Source organism: Kitasatospora sp. NPDC048194 (assembly GCF_043202455.1).
Lineage (GTDB): Bacteria > Actinomycetota > Actinomycetes > Streptomycetales > Streptomycetaceae > Kitasatospora.
In genome coordinates, this window is record NZ_JBIDAK010000033.1 from 1 (window position 1) to 20369 (window position 20369).

The 20369-nt window shown below is 71.5% G+C and carries 16 protein-coding genes; 4 read left to right on the forward strand and 12 right to left on the reverse strand.

All coding sequences use genetic code 11. From position 1 onward, the window contains the following. Positions 1 to 217: 217 nt before the first annotated feature. The 9 genes from ACGF07_RS29210 to ACGF07_RS29250 all read right to left on the reverse strand — a co-directional run bounded on the left by ACGF07_RS29210 (position 218) and on the right by ACGF07_RS29250 (position 10818). Complete coding sequence (locus tag ACGF07_RS29210; protein ID WP_392903535.1) at positions 218 to 1741, reverse strand: CoA-acylating methylmalonate-semialdehyde dehydrogenase; 1524 nt, start codon at positions 1739 to 1741, stop codon at positions 218 to 220. Positions 1742 to 2027: 286 nt separating this feature from the next. Beyond that, positions 2028 to 2792 carry a hypothetical protein gene (locus ACGF07_RS29215; RefSeq protein WP_392903538.1) on the reverse strand — a complete coding sequence of 255 codons (765 nt, stop codon included), beginning with the start codon at positions 2790 to 2792 and terminating at the stop codon, positions 2028 to 2030. Positions 2793 to 2908: 116 nt separating this feature from the next. Continuing rightward, complete coding sequence (locus tag ACGF07_RS29220) at positions 2909 to 3340, reverse strand: hypothetical protein (RefSeq protein ID WP_350743824.1); 432 nt, start codon at positions 3338 to 3340, stop codon at positions 2909 to 2911. Positions 3341 to 3590: 250 nt separating this feature from the next. Further along, the gene (locus ACGF07_RS29225) at positions 3591 to 4985 is read right to left on the reverse strand and encodes an FAD-dependent oxidoreductase (protein ID WP_350743823.1); all 1395 of its coding nucleotides are present in this window, start codon (positions 4983 to 4985) and stop codon (positions 3591 to 3593) included. 85 nt (positions 4986 to 5070) lie between these two features. Continuing rightward, positions 5071 to 5874: an ABC transporter permease gene (locus ACGF07_RS29230; protein WP_392903541.1), complete on the reverse strand. Its 804-nt coding sequence runs from the start codon at positions 5872 to 5874 to the stop codon at positions 5071 to 5073. Beyond that, complete coding sequence (locus tag ACGF07_RS29235; RefSeq protein ID WP_392903544.1) at positions 5874 to 6818, reverse strand: ABC transporter permease; 945 nt, start codon at positions 6816 to 6818, stop codon at positions 5874 to 5876. The genes ACGF07_RS29230 and ACGF07_RS29235 overlap by 1 nt, the downstream gene beginning before the upstream one ends. Further along, positions 6815 to 7954, reverse strand: coding sequence for an ABC transporter ATP-binding protein (locus ACGF07_RS29240; RefSeq protein ID WP_392903546.1), 1140 nt, complete (start codon positions 7952 to 7954; stop codon positions 6815 to 6817). Before ACGF07_RS29240 ends, ACGF07_RS29235 begins: the two co-directional genes overlap by 4 nt. A 36-nt stretch (positions 7955 to 7990) precedes the next feature. Continuing rightward, on the reverse strand, positions 7991 to 9250 hold the full coding sequence (locus ACGF07_RS29245) for a spermidine/putrescine ABC transporter substrate-binding protein (RefSeq protein WP_350743819.1): 1260 nt from the start codon (positions 9248 to 9250) through the stop codon (positions 7991 to 7993). A gap of 56 nt (positions 9251 to 9306) precedes the next feature. After that, positions 9307 to 10818: a gamma-aminobutyraldehyde dehydrogenase gene (locus ACGF07_RS29250; protein ID WP_392903549.1), complete on the reverse strand. Its 1512-nt coding sequence runs from the start codon at positions 10816 to 10818 to the stop codon at positions 9307 to 9309. A gap of 390 nt (positions 10819 to 11208) precedes the next feature. On the opposite strand from ACGF07_RS29250, the gene ACGF07_RS29255 reads away from it, so the two are divergent. Continuing rightward, the gene (locus ACGF07_RS29255) at positions 11209 to 12861 is read left to right on the forward strand and encodes a PucR family transcriptional regulator (RefSeq protein ID WP_392903551.1); all 1653 of its coding nucleotides are present in this window, start codon (positions 11209 to 11211) and stop codon (positions 12859 to 12861) included. Between the two features lie 55 nt (positions 12862 to 12916). Here ACGF07_RS29255 and ACGF07_RS29260 read toward each other — a convergent pair whose 3' ends face one another. The 3 genes from ACGF07_RS29260 to ACGF07_RS29270 all read right to left on the reverse strand — a co-directional run bounded on the left by ACGF07_RS29260 (position 12917) and on the right by ACGF07_RS29270 (position 17234). Further along, positions 12917 to 14119 carry a spermidine/putrescine ABC transporter substrate-binding protein gene (locus tag ACGF07_RS29260; RefSeq protein ID WP_392903554.1) on the reverse strand — a complete coding sequence of 401 codons (1203 nt, stop codon included), beginning with the start codon at positions 14117 to 14119 and terminating at the stop codon, positions 12917 to 12919. A 72-nt stretch (positions 14120 to 14191) separates the two neighbouring features. Then, entirely contained in the window at positions 14192 to 15550 is a 1359-nt protein-coding gene (locus tag ACGF07_RS29265) for an aspartate aminotransferase family protein (protein WP_392903557.1), read from the reverse strand. A gap of 208 nt (positions 15551 to 15758) precedes the next feature. Continuing rightward, a complete protein-coding gene (locus ACGF07_RS29270) occupies positions 15759 to 17234 on the reverse strand; it encodes a gamma-aminobutyraldehyde dehydrogenase (RefSeq protein ID WP_392903560.1) in 1476 nt (491 codons plus the stop codon). 270 nt (positions 17235 to 17504) lie between these two features. Between ACGF07_RS29270 and ACGF07_RS29275 the strand changes: the two genes are divergently transcribed. The 3 genes from ACGF07_RS29275 to ACGF07_RS29285 all read left to right on the forward strand — a co-directional run bounded on the left by ACGF07_RS29275 (position 17505) and on the right by ACGF07_RS29285 (position 20347). Beyond that, positions 17505 to 17978 carry an Lrp/AsnC family transcriptional regulator gene (locus ACGF07_RS29275; RefSeq protein WP_030306695.1) on the forward strand — a complete coding sequence of 158 codons (474 nt, stop codon included), beginning with the start codon at positions 17505 to 17507 and terminating at the stop codon, positions 17976 to 17978. Then, a complete protein-coding gene (locus ACGF07_RS29280; protein ID WP_350743813.1) occupies positions 17975 to 19369 on the forward strand; it encodes an aspartate aminotransferase family protein in 1395 nt (464 codons plus the stop codon). Before ACGF07_RS29275 ends, ACGF07_RS29280 begins: the two co-directional genes overlap by 4 nt. A 225-nt stretch (positions 19370 to 19594) precedes the next feature. After that, on the forward strand, positions 19595 to 20347 hold the full coding sequence (locus tag ACGF07_RS29285) for an ATP-binding cassette domain-containing protein (RefSeq protein ID WP_350743812.1): 753 nt from the start codon (positions 19595 to 19597) through the stop codon (positions 20345 to 20347). The last annotated feature ends 22 nt before the right edge of the window (positions 20348 to 20369 follow it).

The window sequence follows — 20369 nt, forward strand, 5'->3', positions numbered from 1 at the left end:
GGCACGAACCGGAAGTGTGTTTCAGAGGATTGGCTACCCCGGGACCGTCCGCGCCGATGCGTGTCCGGTGCTCCCTGCCAGGCAGCTCGAAGAACTGTACGCGCTTCGGCGGCCCGATGCAAACGGCGCACAAAAGGGCTGGCCGGCCCCGAGGAGGAGGCCGGCCAGCCCGATGAGCGAGGGGTGCGCTGCGGAGGGTCCCGCAGCGAGCCCGCGCTCAGCTGTTGGTGGGGAACCCGAGGTTGATGCCGCCGTGCGACGGGTCCAGCCAGCGCTGGGTCACGGCCTTGCCGCGGGTGAAGAAGTGCACGCCGTCCGGTCCGTAGGCGTGGGTGTCGCCGAAGAGCGAGGCCTTCCAGCCGCCGAAGGAGTAGTAGGCGACCGGGACGGGGATCGGCACGTTGATGCCCACCATGCCGACCTCGACCTCGAACTGGAAGCGCCGGGCGGCGCCGCCGTCGTTGGTGAAGAGCGCGGTGCCGTTGCCGTAGGGGTTGGCGTTGATGAGCGCCAGGCCCTCCTCGTAGGAGGCGACGCGCACGACCGACAGGACGGGGCCGAAGATCTCGTCGTTGTACACGGACATGCCGGGCTTCACGTGGTCGAACAGCGTGGGACCGAGCCAGAATCCGTCCGCGGTGGGAGCGCCGTTCCGGTTCTCCGTGGTGATCGGGTGCTTGCGGCCGTCCACCACGAGCTCGGCGCCGTCGGCGAGGCCGGACTCGACGTAGGAGGTGACCTTGTCGCGGTGCTGGCCGGTGACCAGCGGGCCCATCTCGGAGTCACCGTTGCAGCCGGGGCCCACCTTGAGTGCGGCGATGCGCTGCTTGATCTTGTCGACCAGTTCGTCGCCGATCGGGTCGACGGCGACCAGCACGGAGACGGCCATGCAGCGCTCACCGGCCGCACCGAAGCCGGCGTTGACGGCGGCGTCCGCGGCGAGGTCCAGGTCGGCGTCCGGCAGGACCAGCATGTGGTTCTTGGCACCGCCCAGGGCCTGCACCCGCTTGCCGTACCGGGTGCCGGTCTCGTAGACGTAGCGGGCGATCGGCGTGGAACCGACGAAGCTGACGGACTTGATGTCCGGGTGCTCCAGCAGGCGGTCGACGGCCGCCTTGTCACCGTGCACGACGTTGAAGACGCCGTCCGGCAGCCCGGCCTCCTTCCACAGCTCGGCCAGGAAGTTGGCGGCCGACGGGTCCTTCTCCGAGGGCTTCACCACGACGGTGTTGCCGGCCGCGATGGCGATCGGGAAGAACCACATCGGCACCATGGCCGGGAAGTTGAACGGCGAGATGATCGCGACCGGACCGAGCGGCTGGCGGATCGAGTAGACGTCGATGCCGGTGGAGGCCTGCTCGGTGAAGCCGCCCTTGAGCAGCTGCGGGATGCCGCAGGCGTACTCGACGACCTCCAGACCGCGGGCGATCTCACCGAGCGCGTCCGAGTGCACCTTGCCGTGCTCGGACACGATGATCGAGGCCAGCTCGTCCCGGCGGGCGTTCAGCAGCTCCCGAAAGGCGAACAGCACCGTGGTCCGCCTGGCCACCGAGGCGGTGCGCCAGTCGGCGAAGGCCGAGGCGGCGGCGGCCACGGCCTGGTCGACCTCGGCGATCCCGGCGAAGTCGACCTGGCCGGAGACCTGACCGGTGGCCGGGTCGAAGACGTCACCGCGTCGGGGCGCCGCACCGGCCGTGGGGACCGGCTTGCCGCCGATCCAGTGAATGATGTGCTTGCTCAAGGTCCGTCTGCCTCCGAAGTCGCGGGCGGCGTTCTGCCACCGGTCCGGTCTGGCGCCGCCCGCAACAGGGGTGGGGCGACGGGAAATCACGGGGCTACCGCGCTCGTCTCCCAGTCTGGCGGCCGCTCCGACCGGGCTCAACGACCAGGCTGACGGGGATCGAGGATTCAGCCTTACAGGTCGTCCGGTCGCTGCTCCGGATGCGTGGATCGATCCGGGTACGCGGAGCCGGATGCGTGGATCCGGATGCGTTAGACCCGGATGCGGGGGATCCGGAGCCACCCGCTCAGGACTCCTCGTCCTCCAGGTAGGGGTCATGCAGCCCGTCCGCCGCCTCCTGGGTCTCCAGCAGGTCCAGCCGCAGGTCCTGGGCCCAGGCCAGTGCCCACCGCTTCAGCCCGTCCACCGCTCCCGCCTCGACGCCGCGGGCGCGGAACCGGCCGTCCGCGGCCTCGGCCAGCGTCTCCAGCCGGTCGGCGAGCGCGGCGGGCTGGAACTCCGGGTCCAGTTCGCCCGCCAGCGCGAGCAGCTCGCCCTCCCGGTAGTAGCGGGTGAGGGCGTGCACGTCGATCAGGTCGCGCGGCATCCCCCGGTCGACCAGCAGCGCGGTGGTGAGCGCCGCCGCGTCCTCCAGGGCGGCCACCGGCAGCACCACCGGCGGCTCGTCGGCCCCCGGGGCTCCCAGATCGAGCCGGACCGGCCGGTGGCCGAGCGGTTCCTTGCGCAGCTCCACCGAGTGGGTGCGCCCGCCCAGCGCCAGCCGTACGGCCAGCTGCTCCAGGCGGGGCGTCCCGGGTCGATCGACGACGCCGCCGCCGGCCGCGCGGTAGGCCCCGGCCAGCTCGGCGGCCACCTCCGGCAGCTCGGCGTCGACGGTCACCAGGGTGAGCCCGTCCTGCGGGCAGGCTGCGACTCCGTGGGCGCGCAGGGCGTGCCCACCGGCCAGCGCGAGCCCGGCCCGGGCGCAGAGGGGTGCGGCCACCGCGGCCAGGCGCAGCTGGGCGGGACCCGGCCGGAGCGGGGAGTCGACGGTGCGGGGGGCGGTGGTCACGCCTCCAGTCTGACGCGGCCGGCCACCCGGCGCGTCCTGCGGCAGCCTCACGGTCCGCACCGGGCACGGTCCGCACCGGGCACGGTCCGCGGCGGGCACGGCCGTTCGCGTGAGCGCTACCAGCCGGCGAGCCCGGCCGCCGCCTCGTGCAAGGCGAGCTCCAGCAGCACCGGGTCGTTGAGCCGGCCGGAGCCGTCGGGCGGGACGAGCCAGCGCACGCCCCGGTCATCGCGCTCGGGGTGCGGCACGATGACCCAGGTGCCCTCCCCGGCGGTGCGCACTCCGGTGCCGACCCAGCGGGCGGCGGTGCCGACCGGCACCAGGAAGCTGACGTGCTCGTCCCCGGCGTCGGTGAGCACCGGGCCGCAGAAGCCGGCGCCGAGGACGTCCAGCGCGGGGCGCCCGAGCGGCCCGGGGACGGCGAGGACGTCCCAGCGGCGCCCGGCCGGTAGCAGTACCAGGCCCAGCCCGGTGCGTTCCCACTCCGCCCGGAAGGCCTCCGGGTCCGGTGCCACCTGGGCGAGCCAGTGCAGTCCGGTGCTCTCCATGTCGTGTCCCCGCTTCTCGCCGTTCGTCCTGCTCGGAGGCGGCGGGACAGACTGGGACCCGCCGTCACCATGGAGAGGCGGACGGCGGGTCCCTCTTACACGCATCGCATGACTCGGATCACGGGCCCGGACCGAAGGCACCGGACAAAGGCCCGGGTCACCGGCCCGGACCGAGGCCCGGGTCACGCGGCCCGGTTCGCGCGGCCCGGTTCGCGCGGCCCGCCCGCGCCCAGCGCGACGGCGACACGGGTCAGCTGTCGAAGCCGAGCCCCAGCCGGTCGAGCGTGCGCAGCCACAGGTTGCGGTGGCCTCCGTTGCGGTCGGCCCGCTCCAGCGAGCGGGTGGTGATCTCGATCCCGGCCCAGCGCACCGGCTCCGGCGGGAACGGCAGCGGCTTGGAGCGCACCATGTCCAGGGAGGTGCGCTCGGTGCGCTCGCCCGCGAGCAGGTCGAGCATCACCTCGGCGCCGAAGCGGGTCGCGCCGACGCCGAGCCCGGTGTAGCCGGTCGCGTGGGCGACCTTGCCCCGGTACGCGGTGTCGAAGAACGCGGAGAACCGGCTGCAGGTGTCGATGGCGCCGCCCCAGGCGTGGGTGAAGCGCAGCCCCTCCAGCTGCGGGAAGCAGCGGAAGAAGTGGTTCGCCAGGGTGCGGAAGGTCTCCGGTCGCTGGTCGTACTCCTGCCGGACGTGGCCGCCGTAGTGGTAGACGGCGTCGTAGCCGCCCCAGAGGATGCGGTTGTCGGCGGAGAGCCGGAAGTAGTGGAACTTGTTGGCGCTGTCGCCGAGCCCCTGCCGGCCGCGCCAGCCGATGGCGGCGAGCTGCTCGTCGCTGAGCGGCTCGGTCATCAGCGCGTAGTCGTACACCGGAACGATGTACGGACGGACGCGCTTGAGCAGGGACGGGAAGACGTTGGTGCCGAGCGCGACGCGGCGGGCGAACACCCGCCCGTAGGGGGTGCGGACGGCCATGCCGCTGCCGTGCTCCCGCAGGTCGGTGGCCCGGGTGTGCTCGTGGATCCGGACGCCCTGGCTCAGGCAGGCGTCCTTGAGGCCCCAGGCGAGCTTGGCGGGGTGGACCATCGCCACGCCCTCCTTGTCCCAGAGCCCGCCGAGGAAGGTCGGCGAGTCCACCTCGGCGCGCAGCTGGTCGGCGTCCAGGACGGTGATGTCGAAGCCGTAGCGGGCCACCGCCTCGGCGATCTCGTGCAGCTCCTCGACCTGGTGGGGCTGGGTGGCGACGTCGATCTCGCCGGTGCGCTCCCACTCCGCGTCGATGCCGTAGCGCTTGAGGGTGGCCTCGATGCCGTCGAGGTTGGCGGCACCGAGGCGTTCCAGCTGGGCGAGTTCGGCGGGCCAGCGCTGCAGGCCGTTGCCGAAGCCGTGGGTGAGGCTGGCCGCGCAGAATCCGCCGTTGCGCCCGGACGCGGCCCACCCGACCTCGTTGCCCTCCACCAGGACGACGTCCAGTGAGGGATCGCGTTCCTTGGCGATCAGGGCGGTCCACAGGCCGGAGTAGCCGCCGCCGACGACCAGCAGGTCGCAGGTGGTGTCGCCGACGAGGGCGGGCAGCGCCGCCGGCCGGCCGGGGTCCTCCAGCCAGAAGGGGGTGGGCCTGGCGTCACTGAGTGCGCGGGCGGAGTCCATGCATTATCAGCCACTTTCTGCGAATAGATGACGGTTGCGGGTCACCGCGTGCTGACCGTGCGCGGGGTCGTGGGCGGGCGGCGCGTCAGGCGGTCGCCTTCCGACGGTTGCCGAGCCACTGCCCCGCGACGGTCAGCGCGACGGCGGCGACGAACATCGCGGTGCCGATGACGTTCACCTGCACCGGGATGCCGCGTTGCGAGGCGCCCCAGACGAACATCGGGAAGGTGACCGTGGTCGGGCCCGAGTTGAACTGGGTGATGATGAAGTCGTCGAAGGACAGCGCGAAGCTGAGCAGCGCGCCGGCCGCGATGCCGGGAGCGGCCAGCGGCAGGGTGACCCTCAGGAAGGTCTGGGTCGGGGTCGCGTAGAGGTCCTGGGCGGCCTGTTCGAGCCTCGGGTCCATGCTCATCACGCGCGCCTTGACCGCCGTCACCACGAAGCTGAGGCAGAACATGATGTGCGCGATGAGGATGGTGGTGAAGCCGAACGGAATGCGCATGTTGAGGAACAGTGTGCCCAGTGAGGCGGCCATGACCACCTCGGGCATGGCCATCGGCAGGAAGATCATCGCGGTGGTCGCCGAGCGGCCGCGGAAGCGGTAGCGGGCGAGTGCGAAGGCGACCATGGTGCCGAGCACGGTGGCGCCGATGGTGGCGAGCACCGCGATCTGCAGGCTGAGCGAGAGCGACTGGCACATGTCGGCCACGCCGCAGGGGTTGGTCCAGGCGTCGGTGGAGAACTCGTTCCACTCGTAGTTGAACTTGCCGGCCGGCTTGTTGAACGAGAAGGCCAGCACGACCAGGTTGGGCAGCACCAGGTAGGCGAGGGCCAGCAGGCCGGCGAGCACCACCAGGTGGGCGCGGACCCACTTCAGAATCCGGGGCATCAGACCAGTTCCTCCGTCCCGGCCTTGCGCATGTAGACCGTCACCATGCCCAGGATCAGGGCCATCAGGATGAAGCTCAGCGCGGCGGCCGTGGGGTAGTCGAGCACGTTCAGGAACTGCTTCTGGATGCCGTTGCCGACCGTCTGCTCGCTCGGCGAGCCGAGCAGCTGGGCGTTGATGTAGTCGCCGGACGCGGGGATGAAGGTGAGCAGGGTGCCCGCGACCACGCCGGGCAGCGAGATCGGGAAGGTGACCTTGCGGAAGGTGGTGAACGGCCGGGCGTAGAGGTCGCCGGCCGCCTCGTGCAGCCGGGGGTCCATCCGCTCCAGCGAGGTGTACAGCGGCAGGATCATGAACGGCAGGAAGTTGTAGGTCAGGCCGCAGACCACGGCGAGCGGGGTGGCCAGCACCCGGTCCCCGGAGGTGAGGCCGAGCGCGTTGGTGACGTCCAGGACGTGCAGGGTGTCGAGCGCGCCGACCACCGGGCCGCCGTCGGACAGGATGGTCTTCCAGGCCAGCGTGCGGATCAGGAAGCTGGTGAAGAACGGCGCGATCACCAGGATCAGGATGACGTTGCGCCAGCGCCGGTTCGCCTTGAAGGCGATGGTGTACGCGAGCGGGTAGCCGATGGCCAGGCAGAGCACGGTGGCGATCGCCGCGTAGGAGAACGAGCGGACGAAGTGCCACTTGTACTCGACCAGGGCGTCCCAGTAGGTCGAGACGTGCCAGGTGACCTTGAAGCCCGCCTCGAGCGAGCCGGTCTGCAGCGAGGTGGACGCCTGGTACACCATCGGCACGGCGAAGAAGACGACCAGCCAGGCGATGCCGGGCAGCAGCAGCCAGTACGGCGTGAGCCTGCGCCTGGGCTTCGGCTCCGCCGGGGGCAGCGGCTCGCGGCCCGGGGGGACGGCCTGGGCCGGCGCGGCCGGGGTGGCGGCGGTCATGCGGCCTCCTCCGCGGTGCCCGCGTCGATCGCCTGCGAGGCGTCCAGGGCGAAGGAGTGCGCCGGGTTCCAGTGCAGGAGCACCCCGGCGCCGGGGACGATCCGGGCGTCGCGCTCCATGTTCTGCTCGAAGACGGTGACCTCCTGGCCGCCGTCGGTGCGCACCAGGTACTGGGTGGAGACGCCGATGAAGCTGGAGTCGACGACGGTGCCGGCCAGCGCGTTGCGGCCGTCGGAGACCGTCCCGGAGCCGTGGGTGATGGTGATCTTCTCCGGGCGCACGCCGAGGTGGACCCGCTTGGCGTCGGTGGCGCAGCGCGCCTTCGGCACGGCGAGGCGGGTGCCGCCCACGGTGACCAGCAGGTCCTCGCCGGCGCTGCCGGTGACCTCGGCGGGCAGCAGGTTGGACTGGCCGAGGAAGTTGGCCACGAAGGTGCTGGCGGGGTTCTCGTACAGCTCGGCGGGCGCGCCCAGCTGCTCGACCCGGCCGCCGTTCATCACCGCGATGGTGTCGGCCATCGTCATGGCCTCCTCCTGGTCGTGGGTGACGTGCACGAAGGTGATGCCGACCTCGGTCTGGATCCGCTTGAGCTCCAGCTGCATCTGGCGGCGCAGCTTGAGGTCGAGGGCGCCGAGCGGCTCGTCCAGCAGCAGCACCTGGGGGTGGTTGATCAGCGCGCGGGCGACCGCGACGCGCTGCTGCTGGCCGCCGGAGAGCTGGTGGGGCTTGCGCCGGGCGTACTGGCCGAGCTCGACCAGTTCCAGCATGTCGTCGACCTGCTTCTTGACGTCCTTCTTCCCGCGCCGGCGCAGGCCGAAGGCGACGTTCTCGAAGATGTCCAGGTGCGGGAAGAGCGCGTAGCTCTGGAAGACGGTGTTCACCGGGCGCTTGTACGGGGGCAGGGCGGTGACGTCCTGGCCTCCGATCAGGACGGTGCCGCTGGTGGGCTCCTCCAGTCCGGCGATCATGCGCAGGGTGGTGGTCTTGCCGCAGCCGGAGGCACCGAGCAGGGCGAAGAAGGAGCCCTGGGGGACGGTCAGGTCGAGCGGGTGGACGGCGGTGAAGGAGCCGTAGGTCTTGCCGATGCCGGTGAGGCGGACGTCGCCGCCGGCCGCGTCGCGCAGCTGGTCTGTCATGGGTGTCTTCCTGGGTTTCTCTGCCGTGAGTGGGGGTCAGGCGCCGATGAGCTTGGAGAACTTCTGCTCGAAGTCGCTCTCCTCGCTCTCGGTGAGCGTGCGGAACACGTGTGCCTTGGCCGCCATCTCGGGGGTGGGTACGACCAGCGGGTTGGCCGCGCTGTCCGGGGCGAGGGAGGCGAGCTCGTCCTTCATCCCCGCGACGGCGGAGACGTAGCCGATGCCCGCGACCAGCTGCGCCGCGATCTTCGGCTGATAGTAGAAGTCGATCAGCTTTTCCGCGTTCGTCTTGTGCTGGGCCTTGGCCGGAACCAGCAGGTTGTCGGTCGAGGCGATGAAGCCCTGCTCGGGCACGACGAACTCGATGTCCGGGTTGTCCACGCGCAGCTGGATCAGGTCGCCGCCCCAGGCGACGCAGGCCGCGATGTCGCCGGAGGACAGTTCCTGGCCGTAGTCGTTGCCGGTGAAGCGGCGGATCTGCTTGCTGTCGACGGCCTTCTGCACCCGGGCGATCGCGGCGTCGTAGTCGTCGGCGGTGAACTTCGCCGGGTCCTTGCCCATGTCCAGCAGGACCATCCCGATGCTGTCGCGCATCTCCGACAGGAAGGTGACCCGGCCCTTCAGCTCGGGGTCGTCCAGCAGCTGGGAGACGCTGGTGACCTCCTTCCCCTTGGTCGCCTTCCGGTTGTAGGCGACGACGACCTGGATGCCGGCCCAGGGGTAGGAGTAGAGCCGCCCCGGGTCCCAGTCCGGGGCGCGGAACCGCGGCTCGACGTTGGTGATCGCGGTGGTCACGTTCGCCGGGTCGAGCTTCTGCGCCCAGCCGAGCCGGATCAGCCGGGCGGCCATCCAGTCCGTGAGCACCATCAGGTCGCGGCCGGTGTCCTGGCCGGAGGCGAGCTGCGGCTTGATCTTGCCGAAGAACTCGACGTTGTCGTTGACGTCCTCGTTGTAGTTGACCTTGATGCCGGTGGCGGCGGTGAAGGCCTCCAGGGTGCCGTGCTTCTCCTTGTCCTTCTCGTCGGTGTCCACGTAGAGGGGCCAGTTGGAGAAGTTCACCACCTTCTCGCTCCCCGAGAGGTCCTTGGCGGCGTTCGCGGTGGAGTCGCCGGTCGCCCTGGAGGCGGCCGGGATGCCGCAGGCGGCCAGGGTGCCCGCTCCGGCGGTGAGGGCGGCGGCGCGCAGCAGGGTGCGGCGGCCGACCGCGGCCCGACCGCTGGTCAGACTGCGTTCCCAGGCCTTGCGGACGGGTTCGGGCAGACCGTCGGTGAGCTCGTTGAACGCCTTGAACGCCATGGAACGGGCCTCCTGGGGGAAGGAGGGTGCGTGGGGGGAGCACCCTGCCGAAGGGGTTATCTGTCTCCGAAGACGGTGCGGTGCCAGTCCTTGCGGGCGACCGCGGTGGTGTCGAACATGACGTGCTTGACCTGGGTGTACTCGTCCAGCGAGTACTGGGACATGTCCTTGCCGTAGCCGGAGGCCTTGTAGCCGCCGTGCGGCATCTCGCTGATGATCGGGATGTGGTCGTTGACCCAGACGCAGCCGGCGGCGATCTCCCGGGTGGCGCGCAGCGAGCGGTGCACGTTGCCCGTCCAGGCGGAGGCGGCCAGGCCGTACGGGGTGTCGTTGGCCAGCCGAAGGCCCTCGTCGTCACCGTCGAAGGGCAGCACGACCAGCACCGGGCCGAAGACCTCGCCCTGGACCACCTCGCTGTCCTGGGGCGCGCCCGTGATCAGGGTCGGCGCGTAGTAGGCACCGCGGGTGAGGTCGGTGCCGTCGTGGCCCTTCTCCGGCGCGGCGCCGCCGGTGACGACGGTGGCGTAGGAGCGGGCGCGCTGCACGAATCCGGCCACCCGGTCCCGGTGGGCGTAGGAGACCAGCGGGCCGAGGTCGGTCCGGTGATCGCGCGGGTCGCCGATCCGGACGGTCGCGAACAGCTCGGCCACCCCGGCCACGAAGGCCTCGTACAGCGGGCGCTGGACGTAGGCCCGGGTGGCGGCGGTGCAGTCCTGGCCGCCGTTGATCAGCGAGGCGGCGACGGCGCCGTGCACCGCCGCGTCCAGGTCCGCGTCGTCGAAGACCACGAAGGGGGCCTTGCCGCCGAGTTCGAGGTGGGTGCGCTTGACGCTCGCGGTGGCCAGCTCGGCGACCCGCTTCCCGACGCCGGTGGAGCCGGTGAAGGAGACCATCGCGACGTCGGGGTGCGCGACCAGGTGCTCGCCCGCCGTGCGCCCGGCGCCGGTGACGACGTTGACCACGCCGTCCGGGATGCCCGCCTCGGTGCAGGCCCGGGCGAACATCAGCGAGGTCAGCGGGGTCAGCTCGGCCGGCTTGAGCACGATGGTGTTGCCCGCCGCCACGGCCGGGAGGATCTTCCAGGCGGCCATCTGCAGCGGGTAGTTCCACGGCGAGATCGAGCCGACCACGCCGATCGCCTCGCGTCGCACGTAGGAGGTGTGGTCGCCCGAGTACTCGCCGGCCGCCTTGCCCTCCAGGTTGCGGGCGGCGCCGGCGAAGAAGGCGGCGTTGTCGACGGTGCCGGGCACGTCGAACTCGGTGGCCAGCTTGACCGGCTTGCCGGTCTGCGCGGTCTCGATCCGGGCGAGGTCCTGTGCCGCGTCGGCCAGGACGGCGGCCAGCCGGGTGAGCGCCTCGGAGCGCGCGCCGGGGGTCGCGCGGGACCAGCCGGGCAGCGCGGCCTTCGCGGCGGCGACGGCGGTGTCCACGTCGGCGGCGGTGGCCAGGGCCACCTGCTCGACCACGCTGCCGTCGGCGGGGTTGACGACCTGGAAGGGTTCGCCGCCGCCCCGGGTCAGGCGGCCGGCGATGTACTGCGCGCCCGCGCCGAAATCGGTCAGGTCCATCTGGTTCCTCCAAGTGCCGGTGGGGACGACTGCGCGTGGCGGCGTCGCGCTCCGCGGGTAGCGGACTCCGCCGTGCCGGTCACTGGGGGTTGCGCGATCCTGACAGTCCGGCGGGTCGTGGGCAAGGGATTCCGCTGTTGCTTTCTGGTTACGCGACGGATTCCTGTGCGGGATCGGTCTTCCGCCACGGCTGACCCGCTGACCATGCCCGTTGTCGCCCGCGCGTGACAAGGGTCACTCCGCCAACGCCCGGCCGAAGCGCCTTACAGGGTGCAAGGGCCGCGACAGGGCGACAGGTCGTCGGGAGGATGGATCATTCACCTGACACCTTGACCGTCTGCCGCCCCGGCGCCCCGCTCCCCCAGCCCCGCCGTCACCAGGAGGCCCGCGATGCTCCCCACCGTCGCCCGCGTACTCGACCTGGAGGTGATGCGCCGCGGCCTGCCCCAGGTGGTGGCCGGCGCCGACCGCCTGGAGCGGCCGGTCCGCTGGGTCCATGTGAGCGAGCTGCCCGACGTCGCCGGGATGCTCCAGGGCGGCGAGCTGGTGCTGACCACCGGCATCGCCCTGCCGGAGCAGCGCGAGGGCCTGGCCCGCTACGTCCGGGACCTGGACGAGGTCGGGGTGGCCGGGCTGGTGGTCGAGTTCGGCCGGCGCTACTTCGACTCGCTGCCGCGGGCCCTGGTGAACGCCGCCGAGCAGCGCGGACTGCCGCTGATCGCGCTCCGCCGCGAGGTGCGCTTCGTCGCCGTCACCGAGGCCGTGCACGCCCTGGTGGTCAACGCCCAGCTGGAGCAGCTGCGGGTCTCCGAGTCGGTCCACCAGGTGTTCAACGAGCTGGTGGTGGAGGGCGCGGAGCCGTCCGAGGTGATCCGCCAGGTGGCCCGGATGGCGGGCGCGCCGGTGGTCCTGGAGAACCTGGCCCACCAGGTGCTCGCCCACGACACCGCCGGACGGCCGGAGGCCGAGCTGCTGGAGGACTGGGAGCGCCGTTCGCGCGGGGTCCGTCCGCCCGGTCGCACCGGCCACGATCCGCGCAGCGGCTGGCTGGTGACCACCGTCGGAGCGCGGGGCCAGGACTGGGGCCGGCTGGTCCTGGTCCAGGAGCCGGGCCCGCTGCCCGGGGGAGAGCCGCACCCGCACGCCATGCTGCTGGAGCGCGGCGCCTCCGCGCTGGCGCTCAACCGGCTGGTGGTGCGCGACCGGGAGAGCCTGGAGCGGCAGACCCACCGCACCCTGCTCTCCGGCATCCTCACCCACGCGCTGACGGTCTCCGAGGCGGCGTTGCGCGCCCAGGCGCTCGGTGTCCCGCTGGAGGGCCGCCGGCTGGTCGGGGTGGTGCTGCGCCAGCGCCGCGGGCCGATCCCGGCCGCGCTGGAGGCGCAGGCCCGGTTGCGCGACTTCACCGAGCTGGCCGCCGACGCCGTACGGGCCTGCCGGCTGTCCGCACTGGTCGGTGCGCTGGACGACGACGGCGTGGGCCTGCTGATCGCGCTCGGCACCCAGCAGGACGAGCACGCGGCGCTGGACTCCTTCTCGGCCGCCCTGCGCCGGATGTCCGCGGAGGCCGGCCGGGAGGGCGCCGACGCCGCAGGCCCGGTGGTCGCGGTCGGCTCCTCGGTCGGCTCGGTCCGCGACGCCCGGCGCACCCTGCTGGAGGCCACCCAGGTCGCCGACGCCGCCCTGCACGACGCGCCCGGCGGCCGCACCGCCTCCTACTACCGGCTGCCCGACGTCCGGCTGCGGGGCCTGCTCCACCTGCTGCGCGACGACGCCCGCCTGCAGACCTACGTGGAACGCGAGCTGGGCCCGCTGCTGGCCCACGACGCCGAGCACAACGGCCAGTTGGTGCAGATGCTGCGGATCTACCTGGAACAGGGCCGGAACAAGTCGGCGGCGGCCGACGCCGCGCACCTGTCCCGGCCGTCCTTCTACGACCGGCTGCACAAGGTCGAGCGGATCCTCGGCGTCGACCTCGACCAGGTCGAGTCCTGCCTCTCCCTGCACGTCGCCCTGCTCGCCCTGGACGCCGTCCGGCGCTGAGGCCCTGGGATGGCTCCCCGGTGACCGGACGCCGTCCGGCACCGCGGCAGCGCGCTCACACCCCGGTGATCCGCCCCCAGACCTTGTGCAGCCCGGGGCGCTCCGCCGAGGTGACGTCGCGCATCGTGTGCAGCCGGGCCCGCATCTCCTCGGTCGGGAAGACCAGCGGGTTCTCGGCGAGTTCGGCCTTCTCCTGGTCGCCGCTGGCCGCCAGCACGTCACGGGCGGCCGGCACCGGGCAGATGTACTGGACGGCCGCGGCGAGGTCGGCGGCCACCTCGGGCTGGTAGTAGTAGTCGATCAGCAGCTCGGCGTTGCGCTTGTGGACCGCCCGGTTGGGGATCATCAGGCTCTCCGCCCACAGCTCGCCGCCCTCCTCGGGCACCACGAAGGCGATGTCCGGGTTCTCGGCGGTGAGTTGGACGGCGTCACCGGAGTAGGCCTGGCAGGCCAGCGCCGCGCCGGAGGCGAGGTCGCTGGTGTAGTCGTTGCCGGTGAAGCGGCGCACGTGGCCGGTGTCGACCATCTTCTGCACCAGGTCCATCGCCCTGTTCGCGTCGTCGTCGTCGAACTTCGCGATGTCCGTGCCCTGGGAGAGCATCAGCAGCCCGAGCGCCTCGTCCAGCCCGGCGAACAGCGTCACCCGGCCCTTGAGGTCGGGCGCCCACAGGTCGGCGGTGGACTTGATCTCCCGGCCGAGCGCCTTGCGGTTGTACGCGATGCCGGTGATCCCGGACTGCCAGGGCACGCTGCGCCGGCGCCCGGGGTCGAAGGCCGGGTTCGCGAGCTGGGGGTCCAGGTTGGCGGTGACGTTGGGCAGGTTGGCCCGGTCCATGGCCTGCACCCAGCCCAGCGAGACGTACCGCCCGGCCATCCAGTCGCTGATCACCATCAGGTCCCGGCCCGGGTCGGCGCCCTGGGTGAGCACCGGGCTGATCTTGCCGAAGAACTCGTCGTTGTCGTTGATGTCCTCGGTGTAGGTGACCGCGATCCCGGTCCGTGCGCTGAACGCGTCCAGGGTCGGGCGCCCGCCCTGGTCGTCGGTGTCGATGTACTGCGTCCAGTTGGAGAAGGCGAGCCGCTTGTCGCTCTCCGAACGGTCCGGCGCCGAGCGGCGGTCCTCGGCGACGTACGCGGACGGGATCCCGCAGCCGGTCAGCGTGCCGGCCCCGAGCAGTGCGGCCCCGCCGAGCACGGAACGTCGGCGCAGGGATCGCGGGGCGGGCGAACGGCGGGTCAGGGTGGTGCTGCTGGGCATGGAGGGCCTTCCGGAGCGTGGGACGGCCCCGGGCACGCACGACACGGGTGCCCGGGGCCGTCCTGGTGTACGTCAGACAGTGTGCGCGTCGGTCAGCGACAGCACCTCGTCCAGCACCGCGAGGCCCGTCTTGGCCTCCTCCTCGGTGACGGTGCACGGCGGGACGACGTGGAAGCGGTTCATGTTGACGAACGGCCAGAGCCCGCGCTGCTTGCAGGCGGCGGCCAGCTCGGCCATCGGTGCGTTGGCGGCGCCGGCGGCGTTGTACGGGACGAGCGGCTCGCGGGTCGCCCGGTCCTTCACCAGGTCGAGCGCCCAGAACACGCCCAGACCGCGCACCTCGCCGATCGAGGGGTGCCGCTCGGCCAGTTCGCGCAGGCCGGGACCGAGCACCGTCTCGCCGATGTGCTTGGCGTTCTCGACGATGCCCTCCTCGGCCATGGCGTTGATGGTGGCCACGGCCGAGGCGCAGGCCAGCGGGTGCCCGGAGTAGGTGAGCCCGCCGGGGAAGGGGCGCTCGGCGAAGGTGGCGGCGATCTCGGCGCTGATCGCCACGCCGCCCAGCGGCACGTAACCGGAGTTGACGCCCTTGGCGAAGGTCAGCAGGTCCGGGGTGACGCCCCAGTGGTCGGCGGCGAACCACTCGCCGGTGCGCCCGAAGCCGGCCATCACCTCGTCCAGGATGAACACGATGCCGTAGCGGTCGCAGATCTCCCGGACCCCGGCCAGGTACCCCGCCGGCGGGATCAGGATGCCCGCGGTGCCGACCACCGTCTCCAGGATGACCGCCGCGACCGTGCCCGGTCCCTCGAACGCGATCACCTGCTCCAGGTGCTCCAGCGCCCGCTCGCACTCCTGCGCCTCGTTCTCGGCGTGGAAGTTGGACCGGTACGGGTACGGGCCCCAGAAGTGCACCACCCCGGAGACACCGGTCTCGTTGGCCCAGCGCCGGGGGTCGCCGGTGAGCGCGATCGCGTTGGCGGTGGCGCCGTGGTAGGAGCGGTAGGTGGACAGCACCTTCTGCCGGCCGGTGTGCAGCCGGGCCAGCCGGATGGCGTTCTCGTTGGCCTCGGCGCCGCCGTTGGTGAAGAAGATCTTGTCCAGGTCGCCGGGCGTGCGCTCGGCGATCAGCCGGGCGGCCTCGCTGCGCGGCTCGACCGCGAAGCCGGGGGCGATGGTGCAGAGCTTCGCCGCCTGCTCCTGGATCGCGGCGACCACCTTCGGGTGCTGGTGGCCGATGTTGGTGTTGACCAACTGCGAGGAGAAGTCGAGGTAGCGGTTGCCGTCGTGGTCCCAGAAGTACGAGCCCTCGGCACCGGCCACCGCGAGGGGGTCGATCAGCGCCTGGGCGGACCACGAGTGGAAGACGTGCGCGCGGTCGGTGGCCTTGACGGCCTGGCCGGCAGCTGAGTCAGCGGTGGGGATGCTCATGCCGGTAAGGCTAGGGCGGGCCGCGCGCGAAGTGCAGGTTCATCCTGTCAGCCGGTCGCGCGATCCGTCGACAGGGTGCAAAGGCACCGGACCCGGGGCGGAAAGCCCCGGGCCCGTTGTCAGTTCGTACGACCGGTACGACGCCTGCGGCCGGAGCCGGGCCGGCTCGCGCGCGTACCGCGCTCGGCGGTCATGGACCGCCGGGGGCTCAGATGGCCGTCATGACGTGCTTGACGCGGGTGTAGTCCTCGAAGCCGTAGGACGACAGGTCCTTGCCGTAGCCGGACTTCTTGAAGCCGCCGTGCGGCATCTCGGCCACCAGCGGGATGTGGGTGTTGATCCAGACGCAGCCGAAGTCCAGGCGGCGCGACATCCGCATGGCGCGGGCGTGGTCCTTGGTCCACACCGAGGAGGCCAGCGCGTACTCGACGCCGTTGGCGTACTCGACGGCCTGCTCCTCGTCGCTGAACTTCTGCACGGTGATGACCGGGCCGAAGACCTCGTTCTGGATGATCTCGTCGTCCTGCCGAAGGCCAGAGACGACGGTCGGGGCGTAGAAGTAGCCCTTGTCGCCGACTTGGTGGCCGCCGGCCTCGACCTTGGCGTGGGCGGGCAGCCGCTCGATGAAGCCGGCGACCTGCTTCAGCTGGTTGGCGTTGTTCAGCGGGCCGTACAGCACGTCCTCGTCGTCCACGCCGCCGGTCTTGGTCTCGGCCGCGGCCTTGGCCAGCGCCTCGACGAAGGCGTCGTGGATCGACTCGTGCACCAGCACGCGGGTGGCGGCGGTGCAGTCCTGGCCGGCGTTGAAGTAGCCCGCCACCGAGATGCCCTCGACGGCCTCGGCGATGTCGGCGTCCTCGAACACCACGACCGGGGCCTTGCCGCCCAGCTCCAGGTGGACGCGCTTGACGTCCTTGGAGGCCGACTCGGCGACCTGGATGCCGGCCCGGACCGAACCGGTGATGGAGGCCATCGCCGGGGTCTTGTGCTCGACCATCAGCCTGCCGGTCTCGCGGTCACCGCAGATGACGTTGAAGACGCCGGCCGGCAGGTCCATCTCCTTGAGGATGCCGCCGATGATCTCGGCCAGCAGCACGGTGGAGGCCGGGGTGGTGTCGGAGGGCTTCAGCACCACGGTGTTGCCCGCGGCGATGGCCGGGGCGAACTTCCACACGGCCATCATCATCGGGTAGTTCCACGGCGCGACCTGGGCACAGACGCCGACCGGCTCGCGGCGGACGATCGAGGTCATCCCGTCCATGTACTCACCCGCGGCCTTGCCCTCCAGCAGGCGGGCGGCACCGGCGAAGAAGCGGATCTGGTCCACCATCGGGCCGATCTCCTCGGAGAGGGTCAGCGCGCGGGGCTTGCCGGTGTTGCGCACCTCGGCGTCGACGATCTCGTCGGCCCGGGCCTCGACCGCGTCGGCAATCTTGAGCAGCAGCTTCTGCCGGGTGCTGGGGGTGGCATCGCGCCAGATCGGGAACGCGGCGGCGGCCGCGGCCATCGCCGCGTCCACGTCAGCGGCACCGGACAGCGGCGACGTCGCGTACACCTCGCCGGTGGTCGGGTCGACGATGTCGAGCGTGCGGCCGTCAGCCGCGTCGACGAGCTCACCGTTGATGTAGTTGCGCAGCGTGCGAAGGTCGCTCACGGGTCTCTCCTCGGGATGGGCCTGCGGCATTGCAGATTCCGGCGCCATGGTACGTCGGCGGGTCCGGCCGACGAAGGGGGCGCCGAGTGGCCGGGCCCGAAGCGGCGCGGTCCACTGGTGGCGGAACGCGCGCCGTCCTGCGGGGGCGCGCGCGTACGGTGCCAGAGTAGCCGGAAGACTGCCGTGATCGACAGCCTGACCCCCGATGCGCAATGAAATCCGCATGCGATTTCCAAGATCGCGACGAAATCAGCAGTTTCCAGGCTTGCGAACGACGGAGCGATCAGGCACAGTGGCGGCGTGGCCAACCGCGACCGGAACGCGAGCGTTCCCCTCGATGCCGCCTCCAAGGCGATCATCGAGCAGCTCCAGGAGGACGGGCGACGCCCGTACGCCGCCATCGGCAAGGCCGTCGGCCTGTCGGAGGCGGCCGTGCGGCAGCGCGTCCAGAAGCTGCTCGACCAGGGCGTGATGCAGATCGTCGCCGTCACGGACCCGCTCACCGTCGGCTTCACCCGGCAGGCGATGGTCGGCATCCGGGTCGAGGGCGACATCGAGCCCGTCGCCGACGCGCTGGCCGCCCTCGACGAGGTCGACTACGTCGTCTGCACCGCAGGCTCGTTCGACCTCCTGGCCGAACTGGTCTGCGAGGACGACGAGCACCTGCTCGAAATGATCAACAAGCGCATCCGCGCGCTTCCCGGCGTGCGGAGCACCGAGAGCTTCGTTTACCTGAAGCTCCGGAAACAGACCTACACCTGGGGCACCCGATGACAGCCGACCCGGCGCAGAAGGACCTTTCCAAGACCGCCTACGACCACCTGTGGATGCACTTCACCCGCATGTCGTCGTACGAGAACTCCCCCGTGCCGACCATCGTCAAGGGCGAGGGCACGTACATCTGGGACGACAAGGGCCGGAAGTACATCGACGGCCTGGCCGGCCTGTTCGTCGTGCAGGCCGGTCACGGCCGCACCGAGCTCGCCGAGGTCGCCGCCAAGCAGGCCAAGGAACTCGCGTTCTTCCCGATCTGGAGCTACGCGCACCCCAAGGCCGTCGAGCTGGCCGAGCGCCTGGCCAACTACGCCCCGGGCGACCTGAACAAGGTCTTCTTCTCCACCGGCGGCGGCGAGGCCGTCGAGACCGCCTGGAAGCTCGCCAAGCAGTACTTCAAGCTGATCGGCAAGCCGACCAAGTACAAGGTCATCTCCCGCGCCATCGCCTACCACGGCACCCCGCAGGGCGCGCTGTCGATCACCGGCCTGCCGGGCCTGAAGGCCCCGTTCGAGCCGCTGGTGCCGGGCACCCACAAGGCCCCGAACACCAACATCTACCGCGCCCCGCAGTACCTCGAGGGCCCCGACGGCACCGTCGACCCCGAGGCGTACGGCCGCTGGTGCGCCGACCAGGTCGAGGAGGCCATCCTCTTCGAGGGCCCCGAGACCGTCGCCGCCGTCTTCGTCGAGCCGGTGCAGAACGCCGGTGGCTGCTTCCCGCCGCCGCCCGGCTACTTCCAGCGCCTGCGCGAGATCTGCGACCGCCACGACGTGCTGCTGGTCTCGGACGAGGTCATCTGCGCCTTCGGCCGCCTGGGCACCATGTTCGGCGCCGACAAGTTCGGCTACGTGCCGGACATGATCACCTGCGCCAAGGGCATGACCTCGGGCTACTCCCCGATCGGCGCCACGATCATCTCGGACCGCATCGCCGAGCCGTTCTACAAGGGCGACAACACCTTCCTGCACGGCTACACCTTCGCCGGCCACCCGGTCTCCTCGGCCGTGGCGCTCGCCAACCTCGACATCTTCGAGCGCGAGGGCCTGAACCAGCACGTGCTCGACAACGAGTCGCGCTTCCTGAGCACCCTCAGCAAGCTGCGCGACCTGCCGATCGTCGGCGACGTCCGCGGCAACGGCTACTTCTACGGCATCGAGCTCGTGAAGGACAAGGTCACCAAGGAGACCTTCAACGAGGACGAGACCGAGCGCGTGCTCTACGGCTTCCTCTCCAAGGCCCTCTTCGACAACGGCCTGTACTGCCGTGCCGACGACCGCGGCGACCCGGTCGTCCAGCTGGCCCCGCCGCTGATCTCCGACCAGTCGACCTTCGACGAGATCGAGCAGATCCTGCGGACCAGCCTCACCGACGCGTGGGCGAAGCTCTGACCCCCTGAGCCCTCTTCCCCACCCTCCGCCGAAGGGCGGCCCCGCTCCCCGCGGGGCCGCCCTTCGGCGTCCGCATCCCTCCGCGACATCACAGTCGCACGACCAAACATGCCTGAATGCGGGTGATTTGCCCGTGATGGCCCAGTGCGCCGCAACCGCGCCAGGTCCCAGTCGTTCTAATCTGACGACTGTCATATCCCTGCGGCCACCCAGGATGGAAACCTCATGTCAGCGGCACCGCCTGACAACGACGTGCTGTGGGCCCGGGGGATCGTCAAGTCCCACTACGGCACCCCCGCGCTGCGCGGCATCTCGATCGGCGTCCGCGAGGGCGAGGTGCTCGCCGTCACCGGCCCCCGCGGCTCCGGCAAGAGCACCCTGCTCGGCTGCCTCTCCGCCCAACTCCCGGTCGACGACGGCGAGGTCTGGTTCAACAGCGCCCCCGTGCACACCCTCGGCCGGGCCGGCCGCGAACGGCTGCGCCGCGACCGCTTCGGCTTCGTCGGCTCCGAGCCCCACCTCGTCCCCGAACTGACCGCCCGTGAGAACGTCGCCCTGCCCCTGCTGCTCGCCGGGGCCGGCAACAAGGCCGCCTACACCGCCGCCGACGAGTGGCTGGAGCGCCTCGACGTCGGCGAGATCGGCCGCCACCGCCCCGACCGGCTGGTCCAGAGCCAGCGCCAGCGGATCGCCGTGGCCCGCGCCCTCGCCCCGCTGCCGACCGTCGTCTTCGCCGACGACCCCACCGCCCCGCTGCACCGCGAGGCCGCCGACCAGGTCCTGCGGATACTGACCAGCGCGGCCCGCTCGCACCAGCTCACCCTCGTCCTGGCCACCCACGACCCCGAGCTCGTCCGGTTCGCGGACCGCGCCGTCGCCCTCGTCGACGGACGGCTCACCGCCCCCGCCGCCCCCGTCCCGCGCGGCACCGCCCCGGGGACGAACGGTGCGTCCGCCGTCTCGGCCGTCCGCCGCTGACGACGCCCAGCCGCTGAAAGAG